Genomic DNA, 16,132 nt, shown 5'->3' on the forward strand with positions numbered 1-16,132 from the left:
AGCCCCGGTTTCAAAGGGGTAAAAGGGCTTTCCCGCAGGTTATCCACAAGCGGTTCCACAGTCATTGTGGGTAATCCAGCACCCGTTGTGCGCTGTGATGGAGGATGCCGTGGCGCCGGGCCAGGGCTTCACGGTCCTTGCTGTAGCCGCCGCCGATCACCCCGACCACCGGGATATCCCGGCCCAGGCAGTGGCGCAGCACGCAGGTATCGCGGGCGGCGACGCCTTCGTCGGTGAGTTGCAGGTAGCCGAGGGCGTCGTCCTTGTGCACGTCGACCCCGGCGTCGTAGAGCACCAGGTCTGGCTGGTACAGCGGCAGCAGGTAGTTCAGGGCGTCGTCGACGATCTTCAGGTACTCGGCGTCGCCCATGCCGCGGTGCAGCGGGATATCCCAGTCGCTGCGGGCCTTGCGTGCGGGGAAGTTCTGCTCGCAGTGCAGCGACACGGTGATCGCATCCGCGGTGTGTTCGAGGATCCGCGCGGTGCCGTCGCCCTGGTGCACGTCGCAGTCGAAGATCAGCACCCGGTGCACCCGTCCGGCCTCCAGCAGGTAATGGCTGATCACCGCCAGGTCGTTGAAGATGCAGAAGCCCGCCGGGTGGTCGTAGTGGGCGTGGTGGGTGCCGCCGGCCAGGTGGCAGGCGATGCCGTGCTGCAGGGCCAGTTCGGCGGTCAGCAGCGAGCCACCCACCGCGCGCACGGTACGCCGGGCCAGGGCTTCGCTCCAGGGCAGGCCGAGGCGGCGCTGGTCCTCGCGGGACAGCTCGCCGTTCATGTAGCGCTCGATATAGCCGCGGTCATGGGCCAGGGCGAGGATATCGTTGGGGCAGATCTGCGGACGGTGCAGCTCGGCATCGGTGGTCAGGCCGCTGGCGATCAGGTGATCGTGCAGCAGGCGGAACTTGTCCATGGGAAAGCGATGCTCCGGGGGGAATTCCGGGCTGTAGTCGTCGTGGTAGACAAGAGGCAGGCGCATGGTCGGTCCGCTGGTGGCAATCGGGCGATCTTGCCAGTTGCCCGGCGAGCTGCGCCAGCGCCGCTCGATGATGGCCATGCAGGGCCAGCATTGCCTGCCTACGCTGTAGACTGCGAGGCCATTGAATCTGGAGCCGTGATGACGCCGATACTTGAGCTGGAAAGTGCGCGCCTGTTGCTGCGCCAATGGCAGGACGATGACCTCAAGGAGTTTGCCGCGTTGTGTGCAGATCCCCAGGTGATGCGCTATTTCCCGGCGCCGCTGACACGCCTGGAAAGCGCCGCGCTGATCGGGCGCATCCGCGGCCATTTCGCCGAATACGGCTACGGCCTGTGGGCCCTGGAGCGCAAGGACACCGGGGCCTTCATCGGCATGACCGGGCTTCTCAATGTCGGTTTTGACGCCGACTTCACCCCGGCGGTGGAAATCGGCTGGCGCCTGGCCCGCCGTCACTGGGGCCTGGGTTTCGCCAGCGAAGCGGCCTGGACCAGCCTGCGCTGCGCCTTCGCCCAGTTGAGCTTGCAGGAGGTGGTGTCCTTCACCACCCGCGACAACCTGGCCTCGCAGAAGGTGATGCAGGCCATCGGCATGCAGGCCGATCCCGCCGGCGACTTCGAGCATCCGAAGCTGGAGCCCGGTCACCCTCTGCGTCCCCATGTGCTGTACCGCATCAACCGTGCCCAGTGGCAGGCCACCCTGCGCGGCTGAATCAGCGAACATACGGGCCAGTAATGACAAACCCTGTATCATTTGCCGCCTGGGCCTTGCTTTGGAGAATCTCGAATGAGCCATGTGTTGGACGATCTGGTGGATTTGTTGAGTCTGGAAGCGATCGAGGAAAACCTCTTCCGCGGCCGCAGCCAGGACCTGGGCTTCCGTCAGCTCTATGGCGGCCAGGTGCTCGGCCAATCGCTGTCGGCGGCGAGCCAGACGGTCGAGGAGGCGCGCCACGTGCACTCCCTGCATGGCTACTTCCTGCGTCCGGGGGACGCGAGCATGCCGGTGGTCTACTCGGTCGACCGCGTGCGTGACGGCGGCAGCTTCAGCACCCGGCGGGTGACCGCGATCCAGAAGGGCAACCCGATCTTCACCTGCAGCGCCTCGTTCCAGTACGACGAGGAGGGTTACGAGCACCAGGCGCAGATGCCCGATGTGGTCGGCCCGGAAAACCTGCTGTCGGAAGTGGAGCTGGCCCAGCTCATGTCCGATCACCTGCCCGAGCACCTGCGGGAAAAGCTGCTGTGCCCCAAGCCGATCGAAGTGCGCCCGGTCACCGAGAAGGATCCGTTCAATCCCAAGCCCGGCGATCCGGTGAAGTACGCCTGGTTCCGTGCCGACGGTTCGCTGCCGGACGCGCCGGCGCTGCACAAGTACCTGCTGGCCTACGCCTCGGACTTCGGTCTGCTGACCACCTCGCTGATGCCCCATGGCAAGTCCGTGTGGCACAAGGACATGCAGCTCGCCAGCCTCGACCATGCGTTGTGGTTCCACCAGAACCTGCGCGCCGATGAGTGGCTGCTGTACGCGATGGATAGCCCGTGGGCCGGCAATGGTCGCGGCTTCTCCCGCGGCAGCATCTTCAACCGCGCCGGGCAACTGGTAGCCTCGTCGTGCCAGGAAGGCCTCATTCGTCACCGCAAGGACTGGGCATGAAGCTCGCCGAGATTCGCCACTGGGTGTTCGACATGGACGGCACCCTGACCGTGGCCGTGCACGACTTCGCGGCGATCCGCGAAGCCCTGGGCATCCCGCCTGAAGACGACATTCTCACCCACCTCGCCGCCTTGCCTGCCGCCGAAGCGCAGGCCAAGCACGCCTGGTTGCTGGAGCACGAGCGCGATCTGGCGATTGCCTCGCAGCCGGCACCGGGCGCGGTGGAACTGGTGCGCGAGCTGGCCGGGCGCGGTTACCAGCTCGGCATCCTGACCCGCAATGCCCGGGAACTGGCGCATGTCACGCTGGAGGCCATCGGCCTGGCGGAGTGTTTCCCGGTGGACAGCGTTCTCGGTCGCGATGAGGCGCCGCCCAAGCCTCATCCGGGCGGCTTGCTGAAGCTGGCCGAAGCCTGGGACGTGGCGCCGGCGCGGATGGTGATGGTCGGCGACTACCGCTTTGACCTGGACTGCGGCCGTGCGGCGGGCACTCGCACGGTGCTGGTCAACCTGCCGGACAACCCGTGGCCGGAGCTGACCGACTGGCATGCTGCCGATTGCCGGGCGTTGCAGGTGCTGCTGGGGCATTGATCGCGGTCTCTGTGGGAGCGGCTGTTAGCCGCGATTGCGATGGTGAATTCACCGACGCCATCGCGGCTAACAGCCGCTCCCACAGGTTCTTTGGCCGCCTCAGAAATCCCAGCGGGTAGTGAGCATCAGGTTGCGCGGCTCGCCGTAGTAGGTGGTGTCGAAGTTGCCCAGCCCGCTCAGGTAGCGCTTGTCGAACACGTTGTTGGCATTGACCGTGAAGCTCAGGTGCTCGTCGTACTGGTAGCGGGTCATCAGGTCGACCAGGGTGTAGCCGCCCTGCTTGATGCGGCTGTAGTCGTTGTTCACCGGGTGCCAGATATTGCCGTAGAACGCACTCTGCCAGTTCAGGCCGCCACCCACCGTGACCTTGTCCAGCGCCCCCGGCAGGCGATAGGTGGTGAACAGGCGGATCAGGTGCTCGGGCTTGGTGGTGGTCATCGGGAAACCGAAGATGCGCTGCTCGTCGGCATCGCGGGTACGGGCGTAGGTGTAGCCGGCCGAGAGGTTCCAGCCCTCCGCCAGTTCGCCCGCCACTTCCAGCTCCAGGCCCTTGGTGGTCGCGCCGTCGATAGCCTTGTAGATACCCTCGTTGGTCAGCGGATTGGTGCCGATCGACTCGGCGACGTTGTCCTGCTCGATGCGGAACAGTGCCAGGCTGGCGTTCAGCTTGCCACCCAGGAAGGCCGCCTTGATCCCGGTCTCGTAGCTGTCGCCTTCCACCGGATCGAGGGTCGAGCCGTTGGCGTCCTTGTAGGTCTGCGGCTGGTAGATCGAGGTGTAGCTGGCATACACCGACCAGGTGTCGTCGAGGTCGTAGACCACCCCGGCGTAGGGCGTGACCACGCCGTGCTGTTCATAGCTGGCGCGGCTGTCGGGGAAGCTCGCGCTGAGGCCGTCGTAGTCGTAGTTTTCGTCGTACTTGAAGGTGCTGACCCGGGTGCCGAGGATCACCGACAGGTCGTCCAGTGGCTTGAGCCGGGTCGCCAGGTAGGCGCCGTTCTGCCGCTTGTTCTGCTCGTACTTGCCGTTCTTCTGGAAGTCCGGCTGGGCGATCTCGCCGCGCCAGTCGTAGATGCTGCCGGGCACCATGCCGAACAGGCTGGTGTCCCAGGTGGCGCCGGTCTGGCGCGAGGTGGAACTGTTGAAGCCGATCACCAGGTCATGCTGGCGACCCAGCAGGCTGAACGGGCCGGACAGGCTCAGGTCGGCGCTGTTCTGCACGCGGTGGCCTTCCCAGCGTCCCCAGTAGAAGAACATGCCGTCACCCGTCGCGCGGACCGGGTTGCCGCCGCTGGCCGAGGCCAGGCGGGTGTCGTGGTCGGAGACCATCTGGTTGAGGCTGAGCTTGAGGCTCCAGTCGTTGGCCAGGGCCTGCTCCAGGCTGGCGAAATAGGTGCGGCTCTGGAAGTCGCGGCGGCTCCAGTCGGCGCCGGGGTTGAACGAGCGCGAGAAGTTGGTGCGGCTGCCATCGGCGAAGTACACCGGGTTGCCGGTCCATGAGGTACCGCGGGGCGTGGTGGTCTGCTGGTCGATACCGACGGTGAGCAGGGTGTCGGGGCTGAGGTCGGCTTCGAGGATGCCGTACCAGACGTCCTTCTTCAGTTGGTAGTGGTCCTGGTAGCCCTGGCGGTCCTGCTTGGCGCCGACGAAGCGTCCGCGCAGGCTGCCCGAGTCGTTGAGCGGTCCGGAGATATCGCCTTCGCCACGGTAGTTGTCCCAGGAGCCGGCGCTGCCGGTCAGCGAGGCCTGGAACTGTGCGGTGGGTTTCTTGCGGATCAGGTTGACGGTGGCCGACGGATCGCCCGAGCCGGTCATCAGGCCGGTGGCGCCCTTGAGCACTTCGACGCGGTCGTAGGTGGCCATGTCGACGTGGGTGATGCCTTCGTTGTAGACCCCGTCGTAGACCGTGTTGACCCCGTCGTACTGGTAGTTGGTGATGACCAGGCCACGGCTGGAAAATTCGGTGCGTTCGCTGTCGTAGACCTGACCCGAGACACCGGGGGTATTGCGCAGCACATCGGCGATGCTCTTGGCGCCCTGGTCGTCGATCTGCTGCCGCGTGACCACGGTCACCGACTGCGGCGTTTCACGGATCGACAACGGCAGCTTGGTGGCGGTGCGGGTTACCCCGGTGGTGTAGCTGCCGGAGCCTTCGGTGGTTTCTCCCAGCGCCTGGCCATCGATGCTGATGGCGCCCAGGTCCAGGCTGCCATCGCCACTGGCCGGCACCAGCACATAGCCGCCATTGGTCTGGCGCTGGGCGCGCAGGCCGCTGCCGAGCAGCAGGCGAGCCAGGCCCTCGTCGATGCTGTAGTCGCCTTGCAGGCCGGCGGATTGGCGGCCCTGGGTCTGGCGGGCGTCGAAGGTCAGGGTGATTCCGGCATGGGTGGCGAACAGGCTCAGGGCGGTGCCCAGTGGTCCGGCCGCGATCTGGAACTGCTGGGTGGCGGCCTGGGCCATGGCCTGGCCGGGTACCACTGACAGCAGCGGCAAGGACGCCAGCGGCAGGCCGAACAGGGCCAGGCGCACAGCTCGAACCAGGGGGATGGATGCTCGCGGGAAGAACGGGGGCATGCGGTGTTCCTTTCGGGTGGCGGGGCAGAAGGCAGCTCTGCAGGCTGCGTTATGTCCGTAGCCGTTTTGCCGCTTGAAAATGGCCACCCCCTGGCGAAATTTTTTTCAGGCGGCTTCGATGCTCACCCAATAGCGGGTCAGGTAACGCACCTTTACCGGCAACGACGCGGCGAGGTTTTCCAGCAGGGTGTCGGTGTCGTCGATAGGAAAGGCGCCGGACAGGCGCAGGTCGGCGACCCGCTCGTCGCAACGCACGACCCCGCTGCGGTAGCGGCGCAGTTCCGCGACGAAATCACCCAGGCGCCACTCGATCACTGTGAGCATGCCTTGGGTCCAGGCATCGGCCCCGGGCGCACTGGCCTCGGGTGCTGCGATCCGCTGGCTATCGAAGCGCACGCTTTGCCCTGCCTCCAGGCGCAGCACCTGGCCCGCCTGGTCGCGCGGGCGGATTTCCACCGCGTGCTGCTGCACGCTGACCCGGCTGATGCCGGCATCGCTGCGCACGCAGAAGCGGGTGCCGAGGGCGCGGACCTGGCCTTCGGCGGTCTGGACCAGGAAGGGACGGGCGCGGGTATCGCTGGCGGTCTGCACACTGAGTTCGCCGTGGTGCAGGCGCAGCAGGCGCTGCCGGTCGTCGAAATCGATGTCCAGGGCGCTGTCGGTGTTGAGTTGCAGGGTGCTGCCGTCGGCGAGGGTCAAGGTGCGCCGCTCGCCCTTGCCGGTGCGCAGGTCGGCCAGCAAGGCCTGGCCAGTGCTGCTGTCGCGGACGATCCAGCCAGCGGCGCCGGCGGCCAGCAGCAGGGACAGGGTCTTGAGCACCGCGCGGCGGCGGGCGCGCACCCCGGCCAGGGTCGGCAAGGCAACCTCCACCGGCAACTGGCCCATCTGTGCCTGGACCTTCTCCACCCGTGCCCAGGCCCGGGCATTGGCCGGGTGCTGGCCCAGCCACGCCTGCCAGTTGCGCAGCAGTGCTTCATCGGGCGTGCCCGCGTTGAGCCGCACGTACCAGTGGGCGGCGGCCTCCAGCGTGCTCAGGTCGAGGGGCTGGGTCATGTCAGTCGTCCGTGAGCAGCAGGCAATGGGTCATGGCGCGGGCCAGGTGCTTTTTCACCGTATTCAGCGAGATGCCCAGGCGCGCGGCGGTGGCCGAGTAGCTCAGGCCTTCCAGTTGCACTGCGAGGAACACCTGGCGCGTGCGCTCGCCAAGGCCGTCCAGCAGGCGGTCCACGGCGATCAGGGTTTCCAGGATCAGCAACCGGGTCTCCGGCGAGTCCACGGTCTGCTCGGGACGCGCCGCCAGTTCGGCGAGGTAGGCCTGCTCCACGGCGCGGCGGCGGAACTTGTCGACCATCAGCGCATGGGCGATGGAACCCAGGTAGCTGCGTGGCTCGCGGATGCTCTGTGCGTTGCGCGCGTTGAGCACGCGGATGAAGGTGTCCTGGGCCAGGTCGGCGGCATCGCTGGCATTGCCCAGGCGGGCGCGGAGCCAGTTCTTCAACCAGCCGTTGTGTTCGCTGTAGAGGGCATGCAGGGCGGCTTGTTCGGAAGTGGGCATGGCGGGCGGGAAGGGTAATTGATAATTAGTCGCAATATTGTGGTCTGTTGGTCGATTCTGCAAGCGGGGCGGCTTGACCCGTTTCGATTGCGCGCCAAAACTTGTCGATCGTTCCTTTTGTAACGGCTCGATTCAGGAGAGGTCATGAGCAAAGCCATCTACGTTCAACCCGGCGGCGGCTACGACAAGGTCGGCCTGGGCAGCGCCGAGGCGGCGGCCCCGGCAGCAGGCGAGATCACCGTGCGCCTGCACGCCAACTCCCTCAACTATCACGACTTCGCCGTGGTCAGCGGCATGTGGGGGCCGAGCGAACCGCGCATTCCCATGGCCGACGGCGCAGGCGAGGTGATCGCGGTGGGCGAGGGCGTCAGCGAATTCGCGGTGGGTGATGCGGTGGTCAGCACCTTCTTTCCCGACTGGCTCGATGGCCAGCCGCAGGTGGAAGGCTTCGCCACGGTGCCGGGTGATGGCATCGATGGCTATGCCCGGGAACTGGTGACCGCCCGCGCCACCTCGTTCACCCGCGCGCCGAAGGGCTACAGCCATGCCGAAGCGGCAACCCTGACTACCGCCGGTGTCACTGCCTGGCGCGCGCTGATGGCCGACGATTCGCTGAAGCCGGGTGACACGGTGCTGGTCCAGGGCACCGGTGGCGTGTCGATCTTCGCCCTGCAATTCGCCAAGGCCGCGGGGGCCACGGTGATCGCCACCTCGTCCAGCGACGAGAAGCTGGAGCGCCTGAAGACCCTGGGCGCCGACGAGGTGATCAACTACCGCAGCACGCCGAACTGGGGCGAGAAGGTTCGCGCCCTGACCGATAACCGGGGCGTGGATCATGTGATCGAGGTGGGTGGCCCGGCGACCCTGGAGCAATCGATGATCGCTGCGCGGATCGGCGGGCATGTATCGCTGATCGGCATCCTCACCGGCGTGGCCGGGCAGTTGCCGCTGGTGCAGGCGCTGGTACGGCAGATCCGTCTGCAGGGTGTGCTGGTGGGCAGTCGCGCCCATCAGCAGGCGATGATCCGCGCTATCGATGGCAACGGCCTGCGGCCGGTGATCGACAAGGCGTTCGAGCTGGAGCAGATCGTCGAAGCGTTTCGCTATCAGGAAAGCAACCAGCACTTTGGCAAGATCTGCCTGAGTTTCTGACTCGCCATCGCTGTGGCTTGGCGCCCAGCCGGTTTCACTGCCCCTGTGGGAGCTGGCTTGCCAGCGATGACGTAGGTCAATTCACTACTGCTATCGCTGGCAAGCCAGCTCCCACAGTGACCGCGGTTCATAACCCTGTGGGAGTTGGCTTGCCGACGATGAGGCCTTCGATCAGAAGGCGTAGGTCGCCGACAGAATCGCCGAGCGCGCATCCCCGTACTCGATCGCCGACGACCGCGCCGCGGTGCCGTTCTGCTGGCGTACGCGCTCGACGTAGTCCTTGTCGAACAGGTTGTTCACGTTCAACTGCAGGTCCAGGTGGTCGTTGACCTTGTACGCGACCATGGCGTTGTGCACCCAGTAGTCCGGCAGCTTGGCGGTGGTGCTGGAGCTGACGTTGCGCTCGCTGACATAGCGCGCGCCATAGCCCAGGGTCCAGCCGGCAGGCAGCTCGTAGGTGGTCCACAGGTTCAGCGAACGCGGCGGGGTGTTGCCCAGGGCCTGGCCTTCACGGGCGATACCGGCAGCGGTATCGGCAGCCTTGAGGGTTTCACTGTCGAGGAAGGTGTAGTTGGCGAACACGTCCCACTGCTCGGTGATATGCCCGGTCACGCCGACTTCCACACCCTGCACGCGCTGCTTGCCGGCCAGTTGGGTCGAATTGTCGGCCATGGTTTCGCGGGCGTTGTCCTTGGTCACGCGGAAGATCGCCGCGTCCAGTTCCAGGCGCTTGTCCAGCAGCTCCCACTTGGTGCCCAGCTCCCAGGTTTCGTTCTTTTCCGGTTCCACGTTCTGGGTCGTCGCGCTCAGGCCGCCGCCGCTGGAGGCGAGGCTTTCGGCGGACGGGTTGAAGGAGTTGCCCCAGGCGAGGTAGATGCGACCGTTTTCCGCCGGCTTGTAGACCAGTCCGGCGCGACCGCTGACCTTGTCGTCATTCGACTCGAAGGTCGAGGTACGCACCTTGGCTGCGGAATAACCGTGGGCCTTGCCTTCGAAGCGGTCGTAGCGCAGACCAAGGTTGAGGTCCCACTGTTCATGCAAGGCGATGGTGTCGAAGACATACAGCGCCTGGTTGGTCAGCTCGGTCTCGGTGTAGCCGCTGACGGTCTTGGTTGCCGGGCCGTTCCAGTGGCCGGGCGGGTTGCTCAGGTCGTAGCCGGTGCTTGGATAGAGCGCGGTGCCGAGGCCATGGTTGTAGGTCTTCAGGTCGAGGGTTTCGCGGGAGATTTCCGCGCCGGTGACCAGGTCGTGGCGCATGCCGAGCACATCGAAATTACCGATCAGGTTGGTCTGGTTGATCCACATCTCGGTGGTGGCATCGCGGCCGTAGGCCTGAGGGCCGGCCGGCAGGTAGCGACCGGCAGGCACGCCGACGGTATTGACGTGGGACGCCGACACCACGGTATCGCGGGCCACCTGGCTGTATCGGGTGAGGTTCTGCAGGCGCAGGTTGTCGTTGAAGTCGTGTTCCAGGTTGGCAGTGAACGAACTCTGCTCGATCTCTTCCTTGTCCAGATTCTTCCAGCCGAAGTAGCTCTCGCGATCGACGCCGGCGAGCTTCTTGCCGTCCAGGGCCGGGACGCCGTAGTCCGGCAGGTTGTCATCCTTCTGGTGGAAGGCGCTCAGGGTCAGGCGCGTGTCTTCGCTCAGGCCCAGGCGCAGGGACGGGGCGATGCCATAGCGCTCGCGGTCGATCTCGTCGCGGCCGGGCACATCGTTCTGATGGCCCATCAGGTTGATGCGGAACGCGCTGTCGTGGCCCACGCCTTCCAGAGGCTGGTTGCTGTCCAGGGTCATGCGGTAGTAGCTGTCGGTACCGATGCTGCCGCCCAGGCGGGTAAAGGCCTGGTCCTTTGGCGTCTTGCTGATCACGTTGATGCTGCCGCCGGTGGTACCGGCACCGCCGAACACCGAGTTGGGGCCCTTGATCACCTCGACCTGCTCGATGTTGAAGGTGTCGCTGCGGGTGGTCTGGGCGCTGTCGCGCAGGCCGTCGATCTGGATGTTGCTGTTGGCCGAGAAGCCGCGGATGTTGATGCTGTCACCCGAACCGCCGCCGCCTTCACCGGCGTTGAAGGTGATCCCGGAAACGTTCGACAGCACCTGGCGCAGGCTCAGTGCCTGCTGTTCCTCGATCACCTTGGGCGGGACCACGGTGATGGTCTGCGGTACATCCACCAGCGGCTTGGCGTACTTCGCCGAGGCTGATTGTTCGGTGCGCGAACCCTGGTCCTGGGTGGCCTGGATGCTCAGGCCGTCCAGTTCGACGGGCTTGCTCTGCTCGGCAAGTGCTGCGGTGGCGGAGGAGGCAACGGCCAGACCGATGGCCGAAGCCAGCAGGCGGCGGGGAGGCAAGGCGGAAGTGCTGTTGTTGTTCATGAGAATCGTTCCCTTTTAAAAACTGGGCGCGATTTAATTACGAAATTTTCACAATTACAAATAATTTACATTACCAATCTTGACGGATACTTGGATCCAATTTACGGGGAAGATCGCTGAATGAGCCGACTTCTGCCTGAAGTCCGAAAACCCCGTGCTTGTGCCGAGGGTTGAAGTGCCGGGGAAAAATCCGAATGAACCCCCATGCCTGCACTTCGCCTAATGGAAACATTCATGCGGGAGACAGCCTATGGAACACGGACATCTATGGATCACCCTCGCGGTGCTGCTGGCGCTGCTCGAGGTCTGGGCCATCAAGCGCATCATCGGCAGCCCGGCGCGGGCGGAGAACAAGATGATGTGGATTGTTTTCGTGGTTTTCGTGCCGGTGATCGGCTTGCTGGTCTGGGGGCTGACCGGGCCCAAGTCGCGGCCGGGCGTGCCGTTGTCCAAGGAGGGGTGAAACCCATGCTTATCGCTGGCAAGCCAGCTCCCACAGTGATCGAGTGCACCGCGAACCTGTGGGAGCTGGCTTGCCAGCGATGAGTGCCTCACTCCCGACGCCTGACCCCCTGATCCCACTCCAACCCAAACCGCGCCAGATACTTGCGCAACCGATCCGCATCATTCGGCGTCTGCTTCGCCTGCCGCGAGACCGCGTACAACTGCCGGCCGGCCTCCGACAGGCTGCGCGCTTGCCGGCACACCTCGATCACCGCCTGCAATTGCAAACGATCGAACAGGTCCAGTGCATCGACGCCATCGCCCAGCAACTCGCGCAGCGGCTCGGCTGGCGCTGCTGTACCCCAGGCCCGGCGCAGGCGGGCGATTTCTTCCTCCACCCCGTCCTCGTCGATCCGCCCGCTGTCGGCGAGGGTCGCCATGCGCGTGATCGACGCCGACAGCTCGCGGAAGTTGCCGGCCCAGCGCGCCTGCGGTGAGTGGGCGAAGTCCAGGTAACGTCGCCGAGCTTCGAGGTTGAAGCGCACCAGTTGCCCCTGTTCCTGGGCATGTCGTTGCAGCTCGAAATCCAGGTTCGGTTCGATGTCCTCGCGGCGCCCGGCCAGCCCCGGAAGTTCGAAGGTCCACAGGTTGATGCGGGCATGCAGGTCTTCGCGGAACAGGCCTTCGCCTACCCGCTCGCGCAGGTCGCGGTGGGTGCCGGCGATCAGCTGGAAGTCGCTGCTGACCTCACGGTCCGAGCCCAGCGGGAAGAAGCGTTTTTCCTCGATGGCCTTGAGCAGCATGGCCTGTTCGTCGGCGCCCAGTTCGCCTATCTCGTCGAGAAACAGCATGCCGCCGTCCGCTGCGCGCAGCAGCCCCTCGCGGGCGTTTTGCGCGCCGGTGAAGGCGCCTTTGACGTGGCCGAACAGCGCCGACATGGCGCCATCGCCGCGCAGGGTCGCGCAGTTCACCTCGACGAAGCGGCCCTGGAATTGATGTCGCGCGCGTTTCAGCTCGTAGATGCGCCGGGCGAGAAATGACTTGCCGGCACCGGTCGGACCGATCAGCAGCATTGGTGCCTGGGAGCGCCCGGCGACCCGTTCGATCTGCTCGATGGAGCGGTTGAACGCGGCGTTGCGCGTGGCGATGCCGGACTTGAGGAAGGTCTGGTTTTCCTCGTGCTCGCGGCGAAAGCGCGTGGCGATACGGTCGTAGCGCGACAGGTCGAGGTCGATCAGGGTGACCTTGCCCTCGGGGTGTTTCGACTCGTCGCGCCTACGCAACGGCTGGGTCTGCACCAGGCGCGCCGGCAGATAGCGCGCCTCGGTGAGGAGGAACCAGCAGATCTGCGCGACGTGGGTGCCGGTGGTGATATGTACCAGGTAGTCCTCGTGCTCGGTGTCCACCGGGTAGGCGCTGATGAAGTCGTGCAGGGCGCCGTAGACCTCCTCGAAATCCCAGGGGTTGGCCAGCGCCATGGGTTGCAGGCGCACCTCGGTGCGAGGGGAGATCTGCTGTATGTCCTTGGCGATGCGCTGGGCCAGGCCGAGGTCGCGGGCGTCCAGGCCATGGATCAGTTCCAGGCGGTCGATGGGCAGGTCCGCGTGCTGGCACAGGCTTACGCTGGGGCGCCAATGCTGCCAGCGCGCCTCACCCTTGCCGACGCGGTCGAGGGTGGTGCCGAGAAAGCCGAAGGCGACGGTTTTCGTTGTTTGCATGGTTTATCCCAAAAGATAAATAACGATAAAGAAATATACGAATTATCAGCGTTCAGTTCATATTCGATCAGAGTAGAGCTTTGTCTTTATTGTTTATTTTCCTTTTAAATCAATAAGTTAAATATTTTCATCGCAAGCGATTCAAAACCTGGCACGCCCCTCGCTATATCCCTTTCGACCATCGCTCCACGGCCTACGGGCAGGGGTTACCAACCCCGCCGGTGCCCGAGCCCACCGCAAGGTGTCGGTGTCGTGCATGCCGCCGCGGAACAACGAGGTCAGTTGCGATAGCTCAGTCCGGTAGAGCAATCACCCACGGGTGATCTGGCGCAGGTTCGAATCCTGCTCGCATCGTTCGATAGCTCAGTCAGGTAGAGCGGTCATCACGGATGGCTGGACGCGGGTTCGAATCCCGCTCGAACACTGCCCTGTTAAGGCAGCTACTTATCGATAGCAGTACCCGCCGGTGCGGTGAGGTGGATGTGCAACCTGCATTCACAGCACCACCGCCGGCCCGCCCGGTACGCGGATCGGGCAGGGGACAAGGCGCACGTCGGCCGACGGATTCGGCCAGGGGACCAGGAGGTCCGGACGCGTCGTCTCTCCCAGGCTTCATCCGCAGTACCCGACGGGTCGGCGAACACCGGCACCCAAGGACAAACGAAAAAGGAAAACAGAACATGAAACTGCTCAAGCGCTTCAACGTGAAGAAGAACGAACGTGGCCTGCTCTATTCGGAAGGGGACTTCGTCGCCATTCTCGAACCGGGCATCCATCGCCATTTCGACCTGCACAATCGCCTGAGCGTGGAAACCTTCAGCCTCAACAGCCCGCTGTTCGAGCACCGCCTGGCCGGTTACCTGCGCCAGTCCGAGCCGGCGCTGGTGGAGCGCTATTTCATCAGCATGGATGTGGGCAGCGACGAAGTCGGTCTGCGCTACGAGGACGGCCAACTGGTGGAGATCCTCGTCCCCGGCACCCGTCGTCTGTACTGGAAAGGCCAGACCGAGCAGCGCCTGGAGCGCATCGACTTCAGCCAGCACTACCGCCTCGAACCGGTCCTGGTGGCGCGTTTCAACCAGCCGGTCCAACGGGGGCGCGCTATTGCCGGGCTGGACGCGGTGCTGATGGTGCAGGTGCCGGCCTACCAGGTCGGCCTGCTGAAAGTGGACGGTGCGGTGGTGGAGTTGCTGGCGGCCGGGCAGTACGGTTTCTGGCGCTTCAACCGGCAAGTGACGGTGGAAACCGTCGATACGCGGATCCAGGCGCTGGAAGTGAGTGGCCAGGAGATTCTCACCCGCGACAAGGTCAGCCTGCGTCTCAACCTGGTCGCCAGCTGGCGCTACAGCGATGTGCTGACCGCCTTCGGCCAGTTGAGCAAGCCGCAGGAGCACCTCTACCGCGAGTTGCAGTTCGGTCTGCGTGCGGCGGTGGGTACCCGCAGCCTCGACGAGTTGCTGGAGAACAAGCAATTGATCGACGAAGCGGTGACCACGCACCTGGATGAACGTCTGCGCGGCAGCGGTATCGAGGTCAGCAGCCTCGGCGTGCGCGACATCATCCTGCCCGGCGAGATGAAGACCCTGCTGGCCCAGGTGGTGGAGGCGGAAAAGTCGGCCCAGGCCAACGTGATCCGCCGTCGCGAGGAAACCTCGGCGACCCGTTCGCTGCTCAACACCGCCAAGGTGATGGAGGAAAACCCCGTCGCCCTGCGCCTGAAGGAACTGGAAACCCTGGAGCGGGTGGCCGAACGCATCGACCGAATCTCGGTGTTCGGCGGCCTCGATCAGGTGTTGAATGGATTGGTAACGCTGAAGCCGGCCTGAGCCGGCTTCGCACTCAAGGAACAAGGTAATGAAAGACACCACCTACAAGCTGCTGGAAGTGGCCAACGGCAAGCCGGTAAAGGCCTGGATCGAAGGCGTACCGCTGGACCCGGGCGCTCGTGAGCAACTGCTGAACACGGCGCGCATGCCGTTCATCTTCAAGCACCTGGCAGTGATGCCGGATGTGCACCTGGGCATGGGCTCGACCATCGGCAGCGTGATCCCGACCCAGGGCGCGATCATCCCGGCGGCGGTCGGCGTGGATATCGGCTGCGGCATGCTCGCCGCGCGCACCTCGCTGGTGGCGGCGGACCTGCCGGACAACCTGTTCGGCCTGCGCAGCGCCATCGAAAAGGCGGTACCCCATGGCAAGACCCATGGCCGTCACGACCGTGGCGCCTGGCAGGACGTGCCGGCACTGGCCGACCAGGCCTGGGCATCGATGGCCGGGCGCTTCAAGGCGATCACCGACAAGTACCCGAAGCTGGAGAAGACCAACAACCGCGCGCACCTAGGCACCCTGGGGACGGGCAACCACTTCGTCGAGGTCTGCCTGGATGAGGCGGATCGGGTCTGGTTCATGTTGCACAGCGGCTCCCGTGGCGTCGGCAATGCCATCGGCAGCCTGTTCATCGAACTGGCCCAGGCCGACATGCGCCAGCACATCGCCAATCTGCCGGACCGCAAGCTCGCCTATTTCGAGGAAGGCAGCCGTCATTACGACGACTACGTCGAAGCGGTGGGCTGGGCCCAGGACTTCGCCCGGCAGAACCGCGAGCTGATGATGGCGGCGGTGGTCGCGGCCGCCCGCACGGTGATCCGCAAGCCGTTCGAGGCCAGCCTCGAAGCGGTCAACTGCCACCACAACTATGTGCAGAAGGAGCGGCATTTCGGCGAAGACATCCTGGTCACCCGCAAGGGAGCGGTATCGGCGCAGAAGGGCCAGCTCGGCATCATTCCCGGGTCGATGGGCGCGAAGAGCTTCATCGTCCGCGGGTTGGGCAACGAAGAATCGTTCTGCTCCTGCAGTCATGGTGCCGGCCGGGTCATGAGCCGGACCGAGGCGAAGAAGCAGTTCACCGTGGCCGATCAGCAGCGCGCCACCGCCCATGTGGAGTGCCGCAAGGACAAGGACGTGATCGACGAGATCCCGATGGCCTACAAGGATATCGACGCGGTGATGCGGGCGCAGCGGGCGCTGGTGGAAGTGGTGCACACGTTGCGGCAGGTGGTGTGTGTGAAGGGTTGAGAAAGGAGACATGCCG

At 64.9% G+C, this 16,132-nt stretch carries 13 protein-coding genes and 1 tRNA gene; 8 read left to right on the forward strand and 6 right to left on the reverse strand.

Annotated elements, in window-relative coordinates; genetic code table 11:
• Positions 1-61: 61 nt before the first annotated feature.
• Positions 62-976, reverse strand: coding sequence for a histone deacetylase family protein (locus tag ACODSK_RS08035; RefSeq protein WP_489015167.1), 915 nt, complete (start codon positions 974-976; stop codon positions 62-64).
• 138 nt (positions 977-1,114) lie between these two features.
• Here ACODSK_RS08035 and ACODSK_RS08040 point away from each other — a divergent pair, with 138 nt between their 5' ends.
• The 3 genes from ACODSK_RS08040 to ACODSK_RS08050 all read left to right on the forward strand — a co-directional run bounded on the left by ACODSK_RS08040 (position 1,115) and on the right by ACODSK_RS08050 (position 3,219).
• On the forward strand, positions 1,115-1,684 hold the full coding sequence (locus ACODSK_RS08040; RefSeq protein WP_489015169.1) for a GNAT family N-acetyltransferase: 570 nt from the start codon (positions 1,115-1,117) through the stop codon (positions 1,682-1,684).
• Between the two features lie 75 nt (positions 1,685-1,759).
• Positions 1,760-2,629: an acyl-CoA thioesterase II gene (gene tesB, locus ACODSK_RS08045; protein ID WP_489015171.1), complete on the forward strand. Its 870-nt coding sequence runs from the start codon at positions 1,760-1,762 to the stop codon at positions 2,627-2,629.
• The gene (locus ACODSK_RS08050) at positions 2,626-3,219 is read left to right on the forward strand and encodes an HAD family hydrolase (RefSeq protein WP_489015173.1); all 594 of its coding nucleotides are present in this window, start codon (positions 2,626-2,628) and stop codon (positions 3,217-3,219) included. Before tesB ends, ACODSK_RS08050 begins: the two co-directional genes overlap by 4 nt.
• A 99-nt stretch (positions 3,220-3,318) precedes the next feature.
• Here the strand turns inward: ACODSK_RS08050 and ACODSK_RS08055 are convergent, their stop codons facing one another.
• The 3 genes from ACODSK_RS08055 to ACODSK_RS08065 form a co-directional block, all read right to left on the reverse strand.
• The gene (locus ACODSK_RS08055; RefSeq protein ID WP_489015175.1) at positions 3,319-5,793 is read right to left on the reverse strand and encodes a TonB-dependent siderophore receptor; all 2,475 of its coding nucleotides are present in this window, start codon (positions 5,791-5,793) and stop codon (positions 3,319-3,321) included.
• Positions 5,794-5,898: 105 nt separating this feature from the next.
• Positions 5,899-6,846 (reverse strand): FecR domain-containing protein, encoded by a 948-nt coding sequence (locus tag ACODSK_RS08060; RefSeq protein ID WP_489015177.1) that lies wholly within the window; start codon positions 6,844-6,846, stop codon positions 5,899-5,901.
• A 1-nt stretch (position 6,847) separates the two neighbouring features.
• Positions 6,848-7,348 (reverse strand): sigma-70 family RNA polymerase sigma factor, encoded by a 501-nt coding sequence (locus ACODSK_RS08065; protein ID WP_489015179.1) that lies wholly within the window; start codon positions 7,346-7,348, stop codon positions 6,848-6,850.
• Positions 7,349-7,492: 144 nt separating this feature from the next.
• Here ACODSK_RS08065 and ACODSK_RS08070 point away from each other — a divergent pair, with 144 nt between their 5' ends.
• A complete protein-coding gene (locus tag ACODSK_RS08070; RefSeq protein ID WP_489015180.1) occupies positions 7,493-8,500 on the forward strand; it encodes a zinc-dependent alcohol dehydrogenase family protein in 1,008 nt (335 codons plus the stop codon).
• A 171-nt stretch (positions 8,501-8,671) separates the two neighbouring features.
• Here ACODSK_RS08070 and ACODSK_RS08075 read toward each other — a convergent pair whose 3' ends face one another.
• Positions 8,672-10,879, reverse strand: coding sequence for a TonB-dependent receptor (locus ACODSK_RS08075; protein WP_489015182.1), 2,208 nt, complete (start codon positions 10,877-10,879; stop codon positions 8,672-8,674).
• Between the two features lie 250 nt (positions 10,880-11,129).
• Between ACODSK_RS08075 and ACODSK_RS08080 the strand changes: the two genes are divergently transcribed.
• Positions 11,130-11,342 carry a PLDc N-terminal domain-containing protein gene (locus ACODSK_RS08080; RefSeq protein ID WP_489015184.1) on the forward strand — a complete coding sequence of 71 codons (213 nt, stop codon included), beginning with the start codon at positions 11,130-11,132 and terminating at the stop codon, positions 11,340-11,342.
• Between the two features lie 88 nt (positions 11,343-11,430).
• On the opposite strand, the gene rtcR is transcribed toward ACODSK_RS08080, so the two are convergent.
• Complete coding sequence (rtcR, locus tag ACODSK_RS08085) at positions 11,431-13,041, reverse strand: RNA repair transcriptional activator RtcR (protein WP_489015186.1); 1,611 nt, start codon at positions 13,039-13,041, stop codon at positions 11,431-11,433.
• Between the two features lie 352 nt (positions 13,042-13,393).
• Here rtcR and ACODSK_RS08090 point away from each other — a divergent pair.
• From ACODSK_RS08090 to ACODSK_RS08100, 3 genes are all read left to right on the forward strand, one after another.
• A tRNA-Val gene (locus tag ACODSK_RS08090) sits at positions 13,394-13,465 on the forward strand.
• Positions 13,466-13,721: 256 nt separating this feature from the next.
• Positions 13,722-14,867: a slipin family protein gene (locus ACODSK_RS08095; protein ID WP_489015188.1), complete on the forward strand. Its 1,146-nt coding sequence runs from the start codon at positions 13,722-13,724 to the stop codon at positions 14,865-14,867.
• Between the two features lie 28 nt (positions 14,868-14,895).
• A complete protein-coding gene (locus ACODSK_RS08100) occupies positions 14,896-16,116 on the forward strand; it encodes an RtcB family protein (protein ID WP_489015190.1) in 1,221 nt (406 codons plus the stop codon).
• Positions 16,117-16,132 lie beyond the last annotated feature (16 nt).

It is taken from the genome of Pseudomonas sp. FG98, assembly GCF_057808595.1.